The sequence below is a fragment of the Arthrobacter sp. 05T423 genome (assembly GCF_056396245.1).
Map to the genome: position 1 here is coordinate 241533 of NZ_JBFTLC010000005.1, position 17047 is coordinate 258579.

Annotated in this window: 16 protein-coding genes; 14 read left to right on the top strand and 2 right to left on the bottom strand. The window is 66.9% G+C overall.

What is annotated here, in order from left to right:
* Window positions 1-12: 12 nt before the first annotated feature.
* The 11 genes from AC1DFE_RS06815 to AC1DFE_RS06865 all read left to right on the top strand — a co-directional run bounded on the left by AC1DFE_RS06815 (window position 13) and on the right by AC1DFE_RS06865 (window position 9862).
* Window positions 13-522, top strand: a complete 510-nt coding sequence (locus AC1DFE_RS06815; protein ID WP_476905136.1) for a signal peptidase I — start codon at window positions 13-15, stop codon at window positions 520-522.
* Complete coding sequence (locus AC1DFE_RS06820; protein ID WP_476905137.1) at window positions 519-1001, top strand: hypothetical protein; 483 nt, start codon at window positions 519-521, stop codon at window positions 999-1001. Before AC1DFE_RS06815 ends, AC1DFE_RS06820 begins: the two co-directional genes overlap by 4 nt.
* Before the next feature lie 79 nt (window positions 1002-1080).
* Window positions 1081-1812, top strand: a complete 732-nt coding sequence (locus AC1DFE_RS06825; protein WP_476905138.1) for a GntR family transcriptional regulator — start codon at window positions 1081-1083, stop codon at window positions 1810-1812.
* 268 nt (window positions 1813-2080) lie between these two features.
* Entirely contained in the window at window positions 2081-3076 is a 996-nt protein-coding gene (locus AC1DFE_RS06830) for a sugar phosphate isomerase/epimerase family protein (RefSeq protein ID WP_476905139.1), read from the top strand.
* A gap of 97 nt (window positions 3077-3173) precedes the next feature.
* Window positions 3174-4949, top strand: a complete 1776-nt coding sequence (gene dhaL, locus AC1DFE_RS06835) for a dihydroxyacetone kinase subunit DhaL (protein WP_476905140.1) — start codon at window positions 3174-3176, stop codon at window positions 4947-4949.
* Entirely contained in the window at window positions 4946-5428 is a 483-nt protein-coding gene (locus tag AC1DFE_RS06840; RefSeq protein ID WP_395401854.1) for a ribose-5-phosphate isomerase, read from the top strand. The genes dhaL and AC1DFE_RS06840 overlap by 4 nt, the downstream gene beginning before the upstream one ends.
* A gap of 2 nt (window positions 5429-5430) precedes the next feature.
* On the top strand, window positions 5431-6399 hold the full coding sequence (locus AC1DFE_RS06845) for a 3-hydroxyacyl-CoA dehydrogenase family protein (RefSeq protein WP_476905141.1): 969 nt from the start codon (window positions 5431-5433) through the stop codon (window positions 6397-6399).
* Between the two features lie 156 nt (window positions 6400-6555).
* Window positions 6556-7323: an SDR family NAD(P)-dependent oxidoreductase gene (locus AC1DFE_RS06850; RefSeq protein WP_476905142.1), complete on the top strand. Its 768-nt coding sequence runs from the start codon at window positions 6556-6558 to the stop codon at window positions 7321-7323.
* Between the two features lie 12 nt (window positions 7324-7335).
* Complete coding sequence (locus AC1DFE_RS06855; RefSeq protein WP_476905143.1) at window positions 7336-7491, top strand: hypothetical protein; 156 nt, start codon at window positions 7336-7338, stop codon at window positions 7489-7491.
* Window positions 7492-7555: 64 nt separating this feature from the next.
* Window positions 7556-8983, top strand: coding sequence for an MFS transporter (locus AC1DFE_RS06860; protein WP_476905144.1), 1428 nt, complete (start codon window positions 7556-7558; stop codon window positions 8981-8983).
* 51 nt (window positions 8984-9034) lie between these two features.
* On the top strand, window positions 9035-9862 hold the full coding sequence (locus AC1DFE_RS06865; RefSeq protein WP_476905145.1) for a triose-phosphate isomerase family protein: 828 nt from the start codon (window positions 9035-9037) through the stop codon (window positions 9860-9862).
* Window positions 9863-9882: 20 nt separating this feature from the next.
* Here AC1DFE_RS06865 and AC1DFE_RS06870 read toward each other — a convergent pair whose 3' ends face one another.
* Window positions 9883-10179, bottom strand: a complete 297-nt coding sequence (locus AC1DFE_RS06870) for a hypothetical protein (RefSeq protein ID WP_476905146.1) — start codon at window positions 10177-10179, stop codon at window positions 9883-9885.
* A gap of 162 nt (window positions 10180-10341) precedes the next feature.
* Between AC1DFE_RS06870 and AC1DFE_RS06875 the strand changes: the two genes are divergently transcribed.
* The 3 genes from AC1DFE_RS06875 (at window position 10342) to AC1DFE_RS06885 (ending at window position 15541) form a co-directional block, all read left to right on the top strand.
* Window positions 10342-13101: a Tex family protein gene (locus tag AC1DFE_RS06875; RefSeq protein ID WP_476905162.1), complete on the top strand. Its 2760-nt coding sequence runs from the start codon at window positions 10342-10344 to the stop codon at window positions 13099-13101.
* Between the two features lie 72 nt (window positions 13102-13173).
* The gene (locus tag AC1DFE_RS06880) at window positions 13174-15111 is read left to right on the top strand and encodes a gamma-glutamyltransferase family protein (protein WP_476905147.1); all 1938 of its coding nucleotides are present in this window, start codon (window positions 13174-13176) and stop codon (window positions 15109-15111) included.
* Between the two features lie 109 nt (window positions 15112-15220).
* A complete protein-coding gene (locus tag AC1DFE_RS06885) occupies window positions 15221-15541 on the top strand; it encodes a hypothetical protein (RefSeq protein ID WP_476905148.1) in 321 nt (106 codons plus the stop codon).
* Window positions 15542-15779: 238 nt separating this feature from the next.
* Here AC1DFE_RS06885 and AC1DFE_RS06890 read toward each other — a convergent pair.
* Window positions 15780-17047: HNH endonuclease signature motif containing protein (locus AC1DFE_RS06890; protein ID WP_476905149.1), on the bottom strand; the 1268-nt coding region annotated here is incomplete at its 5' end.

Here is a 17047-nt window from a genome sequence, read left to right on the forward strand (position 1 = left end):
GGAGGCAGGAGCGTGAGCTTCGTGCTTCTGATGGTGATGGTGTTTGCGGCGCTTGCGCTCATCCTCGTTCCAAAGGCCACCGGTTCGCAGACCTACACGGTGCTGACGAACTCGATGGCGCCCAAGTACTCGCCGGGCACCTATCTTGTGGTGAAGCCCACGGCCTACAGCGAACTGAAGTACGGCGACGTCATCACCTTCCAGCTGGAGTCGGGCAAGCCTGCGGTAGAGTCGCACCGCATTGTGGGGTTCGGAACTACTCAAACGGGGGAGAAAACCCTCATCACCAGGGGCGACAACAACGACGTCAACGATCCCAATCCCGTCCGCGAGCTGCAGGTGAAGGGCAAGCTCTTCTACGCCGTTCCGTATGTCGGCTACGTCGCCAACGCGCTGGGGAACTCCGACCGTGGGCTCTGGGTGACGGTCGGTGCCGCCGGCCTCATCGGGTACGGCGCCCTGCTCATCTTCCGCACCACCCGCAGCTGTCGCCGCGAAGCAGCAGCAGGAACAACGGCGTGAACACCCCCGACGCCGTCCAAGCCAAGGTCCCGGGGGCGATGCTGGCCCTTTTCGCCTTCATGCTGACGGTGCTGCTGGGCATCGGCGGCACGGCCGCCGTCGCACTGTGGCAACAGTCAGCGACGGCCACCGTGTCGGTCTCGGCTGCTGCCAGTTGGCCAGGGTCCGGTATGGGCCTGCAGTGCGCATCTGTACCGGGTGATTCCGTTACGTTGACGATAACAAACGCGCCCTCGCCGACGGCGGTGACCGTGGCATCAAGGACGGCAGGAGGGACATACGGGTCGGACTACACGGCGACACCGACGTCGGCCACCATCGTCGTCGCCACATCATCCTTTGGCATCCCCGCGAGCGTTGGTTCCACCAAGAACGGCAAAATCGACCTCCGCGTCAGTGCGTCGTTTGATGGTGGCTCTGGGACGGCGGAGCTTTTGGGGCTCCAGCTCACGGGGAACAATTCGAAGCTCAGCTGTTAATAGTTGTCTGGGTCAAGTGCGCCGTAACGTCCGCCCGAACGTTCCGTGCTTCGCTGAGGCGTCCCTATAGGATCTGAACATGCAAAAAGCGTCCAACGGCACCCGCGCCGGCAGTCGGCCCGAGGATAAGACCGGGCGCACGGGAGGCCGGACTGTTAGCCGCCAGGTCCTGGCCGATCACGTCTACGAGGAGCTGCTGGCCTCGCTCATGGACGGCAGGCTGGAACCAGGGGCCGCAGTCAGTATTGACGGAACTGCCCGCGAGCTGGACGTTTCCCCTACCCCGGTCCGCGAAGCACTGGCACGCCTGGAGCACACTGGCATGGTCCGCCGGGTGGCGCTCAAGGGTTACCGCGTTGCTCCGGTGTTCACCCGGGAGGACTTTGCGGATCTCATGGAAGCCCGCCTTGCGATCGAGCCCGTCAACGCCCGACTTGCCTGTACTCGCCTGAACCCGCACCGCCTCGCCGAGCTGGAGCAGACGCTCACCGATCTCAAATCCGCGCCGCGGGGTCCGTCCTTTGCCGAGTACAAGGACTACCTCGAGGCCGACGAGCGCTTCCATCAGCTGATTGCCCAGCAGACGGACAACCAGTTCCTCCTCGGCGCCTACGCAGCGCTCGGCGGGCAGGTCCAGCGCTTCCGGCTTTTCGGGGGAGTTGGGATCACCGACGCCGAGAACGCGATCGCCGAGCACCAGTCCGTCTTGGACGCACTTTCGAGCGGCAATCCGGAGAAGGCGGAGGCTGCCATGGCGGCCCACATTCAGAGGGTTCGCGAACGCGCCATGGCGGACGCTCCGGAGGAGTAGCAGCGCCGGTCCCGGAGGAGTAGACCCCCTCGAGCCGACGTCGTCGCATGCGGTGCCGCACGGTGCGCAGCAGGTCCGCGCACGGAGGCGTAGCGTGGAAGGTACAGCGACTCGATGTCCCACAGGTGAGGCACTTCACACGCGGACATCATCCCTATAGGATCTTCGATGGCTCGTGACTACGGCCGTGGCCAATAGATGTGACCTTGACAACTTTCGCTAGATAGTAAATCCTATAGGAAACAGGATTCTATTAGGGAGAAACACCGTGGCTTACACCGCCGACAACTGGCCCATCACCGCGGCACTGCTGCAGTTCCCCGGCGTCGACGCCCAGGGTACGCACATCAATGACGCCGATGCCTCTGCCTGGGCTGAAGTCTTTACCGAGGTTAAGGAAGCCGGCTTCGCCAACGCCGACCTCACCGACAGCTGGGTCCGTCCCGGCGACCTGAGCACGGAGCGCCTCGCCGAGTTCAAGCAGACGGCCGACAGCGTCGGCATTGGCATCCCGGTCATCTCCGCCATCCGCCGGAGCGTCATCGAGGAGGGAAAGTGGGAGGACAACCTGGCCTACAGCCACCGAACGATCGACGCCGCCGCGGACCTCGGCTGCGAGGTGGTCTCCTTCGGCCTGCACCAGGCCATCACTCCCGAACAGCAGAAGCACCTCTGGTTCTGGACCGTCGAAGGCTACAAGGATCCGGCAGGGGACAAGGAAGCCTGGAACAACGCCGTCGCCCGTTTCCAGGAACTTGGCCGGCACGCGGCAGAGGTGGGCGTCCTGCTCTCGCTCGAGATGTACGAGGACACCTACATCGGTACCGCGGACTCCTCCGTGCAGTTCGTCCAGGACATCGGCCTGTCCAACGTCGGCCTCAACCCGGACCTCGGCAACCTTATCCGCCTGCACCGGCCCATCGAGGACTGGCGGGAAATGGTTGCCAAGACCCTGCCGTACTCCAACTACTGGCACATGAAGAACTACATCCGTGACGAGGACGTGGCTCGCGACATGTATGTCGCCATGCCTGCGCCCATGGAAAGCGGCCTCATCAACTACCGCGAGGCGTTCAAGGTCGCCCTCTCCGTTGGCTTCCAGGGCATCCTGTGCACCGAGCACTACGGCGGCGACGGCCTCTCCGTGACGGCCAGCAACCAGGACTACCTGCGCCGCCACGTCCTGCCGAAGAAGGAAGGCTACGCCCTCGGACAGAGCCAGGTGGCGCAGGGACGGCAGCAGCCGGCCGCCGTCGCGCACTAGAGGCGCCGTCACGCACTAGAGGCGTCGCGCACTAGAGACGGCGAAGCACAACAAGCCCAGCAGAACTGATCAACCAATCCGGATTCAATGAGGAACCATGACCCAGATCTTCGACAATCCCGCTGATTTCGCAGACGAGGCCCTGGACGGCTTCGTGGCCGCCAACCGCGGGTATGTTGCCCGCGTGGACGGCGGCGTTGTCCGCTCCACCGAGATCACCGCCGGCCAGGTGGCCCTCGTAGTGGGCGGCGGCTCCGGACACTACCCGGCCTTCGCCGGCCTGGTCGGTCCGGGCCTCGCCGCCGGCTCCGCCTGCGGCAACATGTTCGCCTCCCCGGCCGCCGGGCAGGTCTACCGCGTGGCCAAGGCAGCTAACGTCGGCGGCGGCGTGCTGCTCAGCTACGGCAACTACGCCGGCGACGTCCTGCATTTCGGTCAGGCGCAGCTCCGGCTCAACGCCGAAGGCATCGAGACGCGCACCGTGCTGGTCACAGACGACATTGCCAGCGCCCCTCTGGACCAGATCGAGAAGCGCCGCGGCATCGCCGGCGACCTGACGGTCTTCAAGATCGCAGGCGCCGCAGCCGAGGCCGGCCTGGACCTGGACGAGGTGGAGCGCCTCGCCATCAAGACGAACCACCGGACGCGTTCACTGGGCGTCGCCTTCGACGGCTGCACCCTTCCCGGCGCATCCGAGCCGCTGTTCCACGTTCCGGCCGGGCAGATGTCGCTGGGCCTGGGCATCCACGGCGAACCGGGAATCTCCGAGCACCCCATGCCCACCGCCTCCGAGCTCGCCGAACTGCTGGTCTCCCGGCTTCTCGAGGACAAACCGGACGACGCCAGCGACCGCGTGGTCGCCATCGTCAACGGCCTGGGCACCGTCAAGTACGACGAGCTGTTCCTCCTCTTCGGCAAGATCGAAAAGCTCCTCAACGCGGCCAACCTGACCGTCGTGGAACCGGAATGCGGCGAACTCGTCACCAGCCTGGACATGTCCGGGCTCTCCCTTACGCTGTTCTGGCTCGACGACGAACTCGAGCAGTTCTGGGCCGCGCCGGCCGACACCCCGGCTTACCGCAAGGGCAATCTCGCCCCGAGGGCCTGCCGGGAAGTCGTCGGCACCGAAGATACGGCCGCCGAGGACACGGAAAAGGCCACCGCGGCGTCCGCCAACCTGGGCCGGCTGGCAGCCGCCGTCCTCGGCCAGGTGCGGGACGTCGTCGTCGAGCACGAAGCTGAGCTCGGCGACCTGGATGCCATCGCCGGCGACGGCGACCACGGCATCGGCATGCGCCGAGGCGTTGATGCGGCTACCGCAGCGGGCGAGCAGAGTGCGTCGGCCGGAGCCTCGGTTGAACGCGTGCTCACCGCGGCCGGCGAGGCGTGGAGCGAGCGCGCCGGCGGCACCTCGGGCGCGCTGTGGGGGACTGCCGTAATGGCCGCTGGCCTCGCGCTGGGCAACCGCGAATCGTACGCTGCCGGGGACGCGACCGCCGCCGTGTCCGCCTTCAGCAACGCCATCACCGAACTCGGCAAGGCGGAGCCGGGGGACAAGACCATGGTGGACGCCCTCCTGCCGTTCCGGGACGCGTTCCAAGAAGCGTTCGACGGCGGAGCCTCCCTGGGCGATGCCCTCGCCGCCGCCGCTTCCGCGGCGACCGAAGCAGCACGCCGGACTGCGGACCTGCGTCCCCTCAAGGGCCGCGCCCGCCCGCTGGCTGAAAAGAGCCTCGGCCACCCCGACCCCGGCGCAGTCTCCTTCGGACTGATTGCCGAGCGCGTGGCCGCCTACCTCGCATCTGACGCCGGCGATTCCACACCGGCCGCGTCCCACATGGCCTCGACGGCCGGAAACGGAGCAACGAAATGAGCAACACGGAAGGCTGGCGCATAGTCATCGGCAACGATGAAGCCGGCGTGGAATACAAGGAAGCACTGAAGGCCCTGCTGGAGGCGGACCCCCGCGTCGCCTCCGTCGAGGACATCGGCGTCGCGGCAAACGACTCCACCGCGTACCCGCACCTGGCCGTCGCAGCCGCCCGCAAGGTGGCCGACGGCGAGGCGGACCGCGCCCTCCTGATCTGCGGCACCGGCCTCGGGGTGGCGATTGCCGCCAACAAGGTCCCGGGCATCCGCGCCGTCACCGCGCACGACAGCTACTCGGTGGAACGCTCCGTCCTCAGCAACAACGCCCAGGTCCTCACCATGGGCCAGCGCGTCATCGGCCTGGAACTTGCCAAGAAGCTCGTGGGCGAGTGGCTCGAACACCGCTTCGACGAGAACTCATCCTCCGCCGCCAAGGTGGACGCCATCTGCTCTTACGAACCCGACTACACGAAGGCCGACTGAACATGACCGAAACACCCACCAGCTCACGCAAGTTCGCCGTCGTCGGATCCGGCTACATGGGCGGCGGCATCGCCCAGGTCCTCGCCCTTGGCGGGGCCCGCGTTGCCCTCGCCGACGTATCCGCCGAGGTGGCCCAGAAGAATTACGAACGCCTGCTCACCGAGTCCGACCAGTTCGTGGCCGACGGGCTGTTCCCCGAAGGATCCACCGAGATCCTGAAGCAGAACCTCTGGGCCGCGAAGGACATCGAGGAAGCCGTTGCCGACGCCGACTTCATCGAGGAGGCGGTGCCCGAAGTCATCGGCATCAAGCACCAGACCCTGGCCCGCATCAGCGCCGCCGCCCGTCCGGACGCGATCATCGGCTCCAACACCTCCACGATCTCCATCTCGGAGCTCTCCCAGCCGGTCGCCAACCCGGAGCGTTTCCTCGGCGTGCACTTCTCCAACCCGTCGCCGTTCATCCCCGGCGTGGAGATCATCCCGCACGCTGGCACCTCCGCCGAGACGGTGTCCGCTGTCCGCGACCTGGTCCACTCCGCCAACAAGGAAACGGCCGTGGTCAAGGACGTCACCGGCTTCGTGCTGAACCGCCTGCAGTACGCGCTCTTCCACGAGGCCGCGCAGCTGGTGGAGCAGGGCATCGCCACGGCGGAGGACGTGGACACCCTGGTCCGCACCACCTTCGGCTTCAGGCTGCCGTTCTTCGGCCCCTTCGCCATCGCCGACATGGCCGGCCTGGACGTCTACAACTTCTGCTACAAGTCGCTGCAGACCGACTTCCCCGAGCGCTTCGCCACGCCCAAGATCCTCACTGATCTCGTCGAGGCGGGCAAGCTGGGCACCAAGACCGGCGCGGGCTTCCTGAACGTGCCGGCCGAGCGCACCCCAGAGCTGATCGCCTACCGCAACAAGGCCTACGTCGCCATGCAGAAGCTCATCGAGGAACTCGGGCCGGCGCCGATCAATTAGCGCCCGTCCAGCCAAGCCCCGATCCACCAGGCACCACAGCAGCTGGGCGCCGCCTCCGGGCAGCTGCCCTCCTGTTGTGCTGCCCATTTCGCCCGGGCCACCGCAGGCTGCTGCCGTGCAGGAACCCGGTTCAGCAGACAACTTAGGAGCACATCCATGAGCACTTTTCCGTCCGAGCGCACGGCCATCGTCACCGGCGCCGTCTCGGAGCGCGGCATCGGCCGCGCCACCGCCAACTACCTGGCAGAGCAGGGCTGGAACATCGGCATCATCGACCTGGACGACTCCCTCTGCCAGGCGACGGCCAAGGAGATCGCCAGCCACTACGGCGTGAAGGCCCACGGCGCGGGCGCGAACGTCGGGGATGAGGCGTCTGTCCGTGCCGCCATCGACTCCATCGAGGCCGAGCTTCCGCAGATCGTGGCCCTCGCGAATGTGGCCGGCGTCAGCTCGCCTGTCCCGTACCTGGAACTCGACGCCGCCGAGTGGGACCGCGTGCTCAACATCAACCTCAACGGCGTCCACTACGCCACGCGCCGGGTGGCCGAATCCATGGTCAAGCACCGGATCGGCCGCATCGTGAACATCTCCTCCGTTTCCGCACAGCGCGGCGGCGGGACATTCTCCAAGACCCCGTACTCCGTGGCGAAGGCCGGCGTGATTGGCCTGACCCGCTCCACCGCCCGTGAACTGGGGGAGTACGACATCACCGTCAACGCCATCTCACCCGGCCCCATCGACACCGACATTATGGGCGGCACCCTCAGCCAGGAACGCAAGGACGAACTGGTCAAGGACCTCGTGGTCAACCGGGTCGGTTCCACGCGTGACATCGCGGCAGCCATCGCCTTCCTCATCAGCGAGGATGCCGGGTACATCTCCGGCCAGACGCTGAATGTGGATGGCGGCCTCTACATGCACTAGGAAGGACCGATCATGGCTCCAATCCGGAACATCCATTCCACCCGGCGGGCAACCGCACAGGCGGTACCCGCGGGCATCAGCCAATGGTCCAAGGAACGCAAGATTTACCTCGCCATCGGCGTCCTTGCCAGCCTGGCAGGCGTGCTCCTCATCGCCTTTTCGCTCTAAGTTTCAACTGATTTTTTTGCTCCAGACCCTGATTTGCTCACTTTTTACTCAATGAGGAGTTTGAATGACTGTCTCACCGACAAGCAGCACCGCCACGAAGGCGCTGCTCGAGTCGCCCACCCTCAAGTCGGCTATCTCCAAGGCATCCCGCCGACTTATGCCCATGCTGGTCATTCTGTACGTGGTGGCCTTCCTGGACCGTACCAACGTCGGTTTCTCCGAGGCAGCCCTCGGCGTTGATAAGGGCATCAGCGCCGGCGCCTTCGCCCTCGGTGCCGGCATATTCTTCATCGGCTACGCCCTGTTTGAAATCCCCAGCAACCTGCTCCTGACCAAGTTCGGCGCGAAGGTCTGGCTCGCGCGCATCGCCATCACGTGGGGCATAGTTTCAGCGTGCTTCGCCTTCGTCCAGGGCGAGACCTCGTTCATCATCCTGCGCTTCCTGCTGGGCGTGACCGAAGCCGGGCTCTTCCCCGGCGTCATCATGTTCCTCGCCGCCTGGTTCCCGAACAAGGTCCGCGTCAAGATGTTCGCCATCTTCTACCTGGCGCAGCCGTTCTCCCAGATGATGGGCGCGCCGCTGTCCGGCTGGCTGATCAACATCGGCGACCAGGTCCCCGGCGTTCAGGGCTGGCAGGTCATGTTCTTCGTCGAGGGCATCCTCGCCGTCCTGGCCGGCGTCGCCTCCTTCTTCTTCCTGATCAACAGCCCCCAGGACGCCAAGTTCCTCAGTAAGGACGAGAAGAAGTCCCTGGAGGACGTCATGGCCCTCGAGGACAACGTCAAGGAAGAGTCCGGCCCTCGTGGTGTTCTGGCAGCGATGAAGAACGGCCGCGTCTGGTACTTCACCATCATCTACTTCTGCCTGCAGATCGCCGTATACGGAGTGACCTTCTACCTGCCGCAGCAGGTGTCCCAGCTGACCGGCCAAAAGGTGGGTCTCGCCGTCGGACTCCTGGCCGCGATCCCGTGGTTCTTCGGCATCTTCGCCTGCTACTTCATTGGAAAGGCCGCCAACACCGTGATCCGGCGCCGCGTCTGGGGTACCGGCCTGTTCATCTCCACCGGCCTGTGCATCTTCGGCTCGGCGTGGGCCGGCGCGAACCACCTCCCCGCCCTGGGAATTGTGTTCATTACCCTCGCGGTGTGCAGCTTCCTTTCGATCGGCCCCATCGCCTGGTCATACCCGACGGCGTTCCTCACCGGGACTGCCGCCGCGGCCGGCATCGGACTCATCAACTCGCTGGGCAACCTTGGCGGCTTCGTCGCCCCGATCCTGCGGACCACCGTCAACCAGGCCACCGCCTCGGACACGGGAACCATGGGCGTCTACGCTCTCGGTGTGCTGCCGTTCCTCGCCGCGGTCATGATGATCGGCACGCGGAAGTTCAGTAACAAGGCCGACGACCTGCTGGAAACCAGCGCCGCCGGCAAACCCGTTACTCCGGGGAAAGCCGGCACTGCCGAAGAACGGGCAGTGCTGGAAAAGTAGTCAGCAGGAAACCCGCAGAAGCGTAGTAACAGCAGCAAAGGCAGGAAACCCGTGACCCAGCTCAGCCAGGCCATCAAGGACCCCGGCACGATTTTGGTCGGCGTCAGCACCAAGATGTACCTCGGCTATCGGGACAGCCTCCGCTGGCTGGAGCAACTGCACCAACAGGTGGACGCCCGCCCGGCCCTCGGGGCCGGGCGGGTGGTCCCGTTCGCGATTCCTTCTTTTCCGGTGCTTCCCGCGGCAGGGGAGATCCTCGCCGGATCGCCGCTGGTCCTGGGCGCCCAGAACTGCGGCTGGGCCGACGGCCCATGGACCGGTGAAGTTTCGCCGTCGCTGCTTGCCGAACTTGGCGTGGAACTCGTGGAGATCGGCCACGCCGAACGACGGCGGCACTTCGGCGAGGACGACGCCATGATCGCGCTCAAAGTCAGGGCCGCCCACGGCGCCGGCATCACCCCGCTGCTGTGCGTGGGCGAGGAGCAGCGCGGCCCGGAAACCGCCTGGAACACGCCGGCAGCTGCCGGCGCGAAAAACGCCGCCAAGTTCGTCTACCAACAGATCGCGGCCGCGGTCGGCGGCGACTGGGACCTCGCCGCCCGCCTGGTTATCGCCTATGAACCTGTCTGGGCCATCGGCGCCGCTGAGCCCGCCACCGCGGAGCACGTGTCCGGCGTCGTACGTATTCTGCGGGAGCTGCTCGGTGCCCACGGGCTGCAGGAGCTGTCCGTCATCTATGGCGGCTCCGCGAAACCCGGCTTGCTGCCCACGCTGAACGGTGTGTCCGGGCTGTTCCTGGGCCGGTTCGCGCACGACGCCGCGAACTTCGGAAAGGTACTGGACGAAGCACTTTCACTGTCGGACGCGGCAGGTTCCTAACCCGGACTAGCCAACCGGCCCTACAGGAAGGCCTCGCGTCCAGTCCCTTCGCTGAGCACGAGCTCACCGTCCTCAATGGACACGAGGAGGCTCCGCGGCCTGCCGTGCAGCTTCATTTCCGCGCTGAGATGGCGGCTGGTGACTTCGACCCCCACCGTTGCGCCTTTTGCCGGCAGTTCAACGGACACTTCCTCGGCCATGCCCAACAACTCCCGGGTGGTGACATCGCGGTCGTACCGGGCCTCCTTGCCGTTGACCGTGATGGCGACCTCATCCTCGTTGAAGCCGTCCTGAAGAATGATGAGCAATTCCTGCATGATGCGCCGCCTAAGTCGATGCCCCCGCTGCATAAAGTCACTACATCACTTAAGAGCGGTTGTGGGTAGTGCGGTTTGGTCGCCCCGCCAGCCCTTGATCGCCCCGGATCCGGGCGGGTAGGGCAAAATGTTCTGGTGACCCAACAGCCGCAGCACCCCGTAATGCCCACGCCCAGCCCTGCCCCCGCCGCCGGGACAAAGCGGAAGGACATCCCCGCGACCACGCCGGTCGGCGGCCAGGGCACGGACGACGTCGCCGCCCGCATAGCGGAACAGATCGCTACCGAGCTCGGCGTGAAGGCCTGGCAGGTGAAGGCAACCGTGGAACTGCTCGACGGCGGGTCGACAGTTCCGTTCATCGCCCGCTACCGCAAGGAAGCCACCGGGACGCTCGACGACGGCCAACTCCGTGAGCTCGACGAGCGCCTGCGCTACCTCCGCGAACTGGAGGACCGCCGTCGTGCTGTCCTGGAGGCGATCGCCGCGCAGGGGAAGCTGACCGCGGAACTGCAGGCCGCCGTCGCGGCCGCCGACACGAAGTCGCGGCTCGAGGACATCTACCTGCCCTACAAGTCCAAGCGGCGCACCAAGGCGCAGATCGCCCGGGAGGCCGGGCTCGAACCGCTCGCGGATGCCCTGCTCAAGCGCCCGGAACTGGATCCCGAGCGCGAGGCCGCCAAGTACCTGAACGCGGACCACGCCGTCGACGACGCCGCTGCGGCGCTCGCCGGTGCCCGCGCCATCCTCGTGGAGCGCGTGGCCCAGGACGCCGACCTTGCCGAGAACCTGCGCGAGCGGCTGTGGACGCAGGGCCGGATGGTGTCCCGGGTGAAGAAGGGCAAGGAATCCGAGGGGCAGAAGTTCGCGGATTACTTCGAGTTTTCGCAGGCGCCGTCGGGAATGCCGTCGCACCGGGTGCTGGCGCTGCTGCGCGGTGAGAAGGACGGTGTGCTCGAGCTGGACCTCGCGGAGGCGGAGCCGGCCGACGACGACGCGCTGGCGGCCGCGCGCGCCCGTTACGAATCCGCCGTGGCCAGGTTCCTCGGCGTTGCCGACCGTGGCCGGCCCGCCGACTCGTGGCTGATCCAGACCGCGCAGGTGGCATGGCGCTCCCGGGTCCTTGCACGGCTGACGGCTGACCTGCGGGGACGGATGTTCGCCGCCGCGGAGGACGAGGCCGTGCGCGTTTTCGCCGCCAACCTGCGAGATGTGCTGCTGGCGGCGCCCGCCGGAAACCGCTCCACCCTTGGGCTGGACCCAGGGCTGCGGACCGGCGTGAAGGTGGCCGTGGTCGATGGAACCGGCAAGGTGGTGGCCACAGACACCGTCTACCCGCACGCGCCGGCGCGCAAATGGGACGAAGCCCTGGCGACGCTGACCCGGCTGGCGCGGCAGCACGCCGTCGAACTCGTGGCCATCGGCAACGGAACGGCGTCCCGCGAAACGGACAAGCTCGCGGCCGAACTGATCAAGCAGCTCTCGGCAGCTGCCGGCTCCGGCACTGGTCCGGGGACGGGGGCCGGGGCGCCGCAGAAGCTGGTGGTGTCCGAGGCGGGCGCGTCCGTGTACTCGGCGTCTGCCCTTGCCGCCGCTGAACTCCCAGGGATGGACGTGTCCCTGCGGGGTGCGGTGTCCATCGCCCGCCGGCTGCAGGATCCTCTGGCGGAGCTGGTGAAGATTGATCCGAAGTCGATTGGCGTGGGGCAGTACCAGCACGATGTGACGGCCTCGAAGCTGGACCGCAGCCTCGACGCCGTGGTGGAGGACTGCGTGAACGCCGTCGGCGTGGATGTGAACACGGCGTCGCCGGCGCTCCTGAGCCGGGTGGCCGGCGTCGGGCCGCTGCTGAGCGAGAACATCGTGGCGTACCGCAACGAAAACGGGCCGTTTGCCAAGCGCAGCGAGCTGAAGAAAGTGCCGCGGCTGGGCGCGAAGGCCTTTGAGCAGTGTGCCGGGTTCCTGCGCATCACCGGGGGAGCGGAACCGCTGGACGCCTCCAGCGTGCACCCCGAGGCGTACTCGGTGGCCCGGAAGATCCTGACTGCGGCCGGTGTCTCTCGCGGCTCCGGTGCTGGCCTTGGTTCCGGCGCTGGTCTCGGTGCCGGCGCTGCCGGACTTGCTCCGCTTGCTGATGCGGGGCGGCTGAACCCTGCAGATTTTGTGGACGGCTCTTTCGGGCTCCCCACGGTGCGCGACATCATCGCCGAGCTCGAGAAGCCGGGACGCGACCCGCGCCCGGCATTCAAGGCGGCGGCCTTCTCCGAGGGCATCGAGAAGATCTCGGACCTGTTGCCGGGCATGGTCCTCGAAGGAACGGTCACGAACGTGGCTGCCTTCGGCGCGTTCGTGGACGTGGGGGTTCACCAGGACGGGCTGGTTCACGTGTCCGCACTCGCGAACCGCTTCGTGGCCGATCCGCGCGAGGTGGTGAAGTCCGGGCAGGTAGTCAGGGTGAAGGTGCTTGAGGCCGATCCGGAGCGAAAGCGCATCTCGCTCACGTTGAGGCTCGATGACGAACCGGCCTCCTCCGGCGACCGGCCGGCCGGTGGGCGGCAAACTGGGGGACGGCAAACTGAGGGACGTCCGGGCGGGGAACGCGGAGACCGGGAAGGCGGCGGCGCCGCCGAACGCTCAGCAGGCGGCGGCCCCGACGGCGGCCGCAACCGGGACCGGGAAGGCGGCCGCTCAGCAGGCGGCAACCGGGACGGCAATCGCGACGGCGGCCGGGACGGCGGCCGGAACCGGACAGCCGCTCCTGGCGAGGGTGGTGCAAAACCCGGGGAACGCCAAGCCAACGTCCCTGACCGCTCTGCGGCAGATACCGGCGGCGGAAGGCGACAGCCGAAGCAGTCCGGCCGGCGGCCGGCTCCAGCGGATACATCCATGGCCGAAGCTCTCCGGCGGGCCGGCCTGGGCAAATAGGCTCCCGCGCGGGGAGCGTGTCGCGGGCGCCGTATCCCGGAGCAGCGGAAACCGGTGGCTACAGTAGCCCCTATGAGTTTTACGAGGCCGGACACTTTCACCACCCGTCCTACGCTGCAGGGCACGTTCGGCATGTCCGCAACTACCCATTGGCTCGCTACCGGCACCGCGCAGTCCGTGCTGGAGCGGGGCGGCAACGCGTTCGATGCGGCCACTGCCGCCGCCTTCGTGCTGCATGTGGTGGAGCCGCACCTCAACGGGCCCGGCGGTGATATGACAGGGGTCTTCAGCACGGCGGAGGCACCCGGAGCACCGGTGGTCCTGATGGGCCAGGGCCCGGCGCCGGCGGGAGCCACCGTTCAACACTTCCGCGCGGAGGGACTGGAACTGGTCCCTGGCTCAGGTGCGCTGGCCGCGGCGGTTCCTGGCGCCGTCGACGCGTGGCTGTTGCTGCTGAGGGATCACGGAACGTGGGAGTTGGCGGAGGTCTTGGATTTCGCCATCCGGTATGCGCGTGACGGCCATCCGGTGTTGGCCCGCGTCTGCAGCACGATCTCGGCAGTGTCGGTGCTGTTCCGGGAGCACTGGCCAACGTCTGCCAAACTGTGGATGCCGGAGGGACGCGTTCCGGAGCAGGGCGAGCTGGTCCGGAATCCGGCACTTGCCCGCACCCTCCAGAAACTGGTCCAGGCCGGTGCCGGCCTCGGCGAAGCATTCGCCGCACAGCCCGCGCACACGCGCGAGGAACGTATCGACGCCGCCCGCAGGGAATGGAGCGAAGGTTTCGTGGCCCGCGCTATAGCCGAAAGTGTTCGCACTCCGCACCGCCACTCGTCCGGGACCGACCACCGCGGCGTCATGACGATGGCCGACATGGCGGGTTTCCGCGCGTCGTATGAGCAACCGGCCACGTTCGAGTTCCGGGGGCACACCGTCGCCAAGACCGGCCCGTGGGGCCAGGGGCCGGCCCTGCTGCAGACGCTCGCCATCTTGGCCGGCTTTGATGACGACCGCCTCGACCCGTCCACCGAGCTCGGGGCGCACACCATCTTGGAGGCCCAGAAGCTCGCACTGGCGGACCGTGAGGCGTACTACGGTGACGCGGACGTCCCGCTCGATTACCTGCTGTCGGCAGAGTACGCGGCGTCGCGCCGGGAGCTGATCACGGAAGACGCGTCGCACGAGTTCCGTCCGGGCTCCGTTCCCGGGCGCGATCCGTTCGTTCCCGTGCTTCGCACCGACTACGTCCCGCCTGCGTTGTCGAATGACGGCGGCGGGTCGACGGTCTCCGGGGATCGTGCAGCTCAGGGCACCTCAGGTTCCGCGGCGGCCGCTGCGGGCGTCGGCGAACCGACCATCGGTGAACCTGCTGTGGGTGAAACTACGATTGGTGAAGCTGCCGTGGCGACGACCGGGGAAACCCGCGGCGACACATGCCACATTGACGTCGTGGACCGCTGGGGCAACATGGTTTCGGCCACGCCGTCCGGCGGGTGGCTGCAGTCGTCACCGGCAATTCCCGAGCTCGGCTTTTGCCTGGGTACACGGTTGCAGATGACGTGGCTCGAGCCCGGAACGCCGTCCACCCTGACCCCGGGCAAGCGGCCACGGACCACGCTGACGCCGACGCTCGTGCTGCGTGATGGCGTTGCTGTTTCCGCGCTCGGCTCGCCAGGGGGAGACCAGCAGGACCAATGGCAGTTGCTGTACCTGCTGCGGACCATCGTGGGCGGGTACTCGCCGCAACAGGCCATCGATGCGCCTGCGTTCCACACGACGTCGATGCCCGGGTCCTTCTGGCCGCGCACATGGGAACCGGGTGGCGCCGTCGTCGAGGATCGGCTGGGCGATGAGGTTATCGCCGGGCTCGAACGGCGGGGGCACCGGATCACCAGAGCAGGGGACTGGACGCTGGGACGGCTGTCCGCCGTCGTACGCGATCCCGGAACCGGTGTGCTGCAGGCCGCCGCCAACCCCCGGGGTGCGCAGGGATACGCGGCGGGGCGGTAGGAGCGGAGCGTCTTTCGCTAGCGTTCCCGTTGAGGGGGCAGCGAATATTCGTGCCCGTGGGCGGCGGTGCGGGGTTTCTGGTGTGGCGGTTATCTGCAAGGCTGGGGGAATGAACTACTTCCTGGAGTACACGATTCCCGCTGCCCCCGACGACGCCGAATTCGAGTTTCCGCACGACGAGATTCGGCCCGGGACCACTATCCCGCTCTCGGAGACCAATGCCGAAGTAGTGCACAGTCCAGAGCTTCCCGCCCGTACTGGGATCATCGGAGCAACCGTTCCCGAAGCGAAACTCGAAGCCGAGCAGCTCATCACCCACAGCCGCGCGACGGAGGCGTCCCTCTACGAGGACCCCTCGAATTCGCTGCAAACTGGCGTAGGCACCCTCGTCGCCACGTTCACGGAAGGCAGTGGCTGGCAGGACGCGTAGCGCTGCAAACATCGTTTCACCGGAAGCGCCTGGTCCCGACTTTGAGGGGCCGGGCGCTTCCGGTTTTTGGGGCGCGATGTCAGTGACCCGCCCAGTACCGACAGATCACGGCATGCCGGTATCCACCAACTCGCGGTACTTTCCCTTTGAGGATCCGGCCCTCGGACCCTGGCATACAAATCAATTTTGCAGGTGGACAAGGGCGTGGCCCTCCCCTTTGCCGGCAGTGTGCGCCGGTTCATGTTTTGTGGTGGTGGTTTTGTCGGGGTTGTTGGCGGGGGTCGATGTGGGGTGGCGGGATGAACCAGGGGATTCCGTTTTTGACGTGGATCTTCCATTGTTCTTTGTGGATCAGATGGTGGTGGTGGGTGCAGAGGAGCACGCCGTTGTCGGTGCTGGTGGGTCCGCCACGTGACCAGTAGGTGATGTGGTGGGCTTCGCACCAGGGTGCGGGGATGGTGCAGTTGGGGAAGGCGCAGCCTTGGTCTCGGGCGGTGAGGGCTTTGCGGATGTGGGGTGGGAAGACCCGTGATGTGCGGCCGATGTCGAGGATGCGTCCTTCGGCGCCGAGGAGGACGGGGGTGATGTCGGCGTCGCAGGCGATTTTGCGGATGGTGGAGGCGGTGACGGGGCCGGTGTAGGTGAAGGTTCCGCTGCCGGTGGGTGTGCCGAAGAGTCCTGTGCCGGGCCGGTGGATGCCGGGCGGGGCAGCGTCAGGGGTACTGGCGGCGGGGAAGTCAGTGCCGGTGCCCGTGCGGGGCTCGGGTTCGGGTTCGGGTTCGGTGGGCTGTGACGTGTCCGGGCCGGTCTGCCAGGTGTCCGGGCCGGTTGGCGGGTTGATGGTGGCCTGCCAGGGGGTGTTTGTTGGCTGGGTGCGGTCTGTGGGCCGGGTGTCGGGGCGGTTTGCGTTCGGAGCGTAGCGGGGGCCGTGGGCGGCGGTGGTTTCGATGCTGTTGAGCAGGTCCCGGTAGGAGACGGTGACCATGACCTGGGGGCGGAGTCCTCCGGTGGTGGGCAGGGTGCCGGTGGCGAGGGCTGCCTTGCTCGCGCCGACGAGGCCGTCGAGGCGTTGTTGGGCGAGGGTGCGGCGGTCCAGGTCCGGTTCCGGGTTGGGGGCGTTGAAGGCCGTGTCGGGGTCGACTGCGGCGCTGTCGCCGCTGTTGTCGCCGCTCTCGTGGCCGGTGCCCTCGTTGCCGCTGACCTCGTGGCCGGTGTCCTCGTGGTCGGTGTCCTCGTGGTCGGGGCCTTCTGCGCTGGCGTCACTCCGGCAGCCGGTGGTGTTGGGTGTGGTGGTGCGGGGGTTGGTGGCGGTGTTCATGACGGTGGTGAGGACTTCGTATTGGTCGGTGGTGGCGTGGACTTCGAAGTGGTGCAGGCCGCCGCGTTTGCGGTGGAGGAAGATGCCTTGGCGGTGGCGGAGGTTTTCTTCGGACGGTTCGGTGCCGTCCTGGTCGAGGGCGTCGATCCAGCGGTGGGCGATGCGGGTGAGGAAGTCGTGGTCGTTTT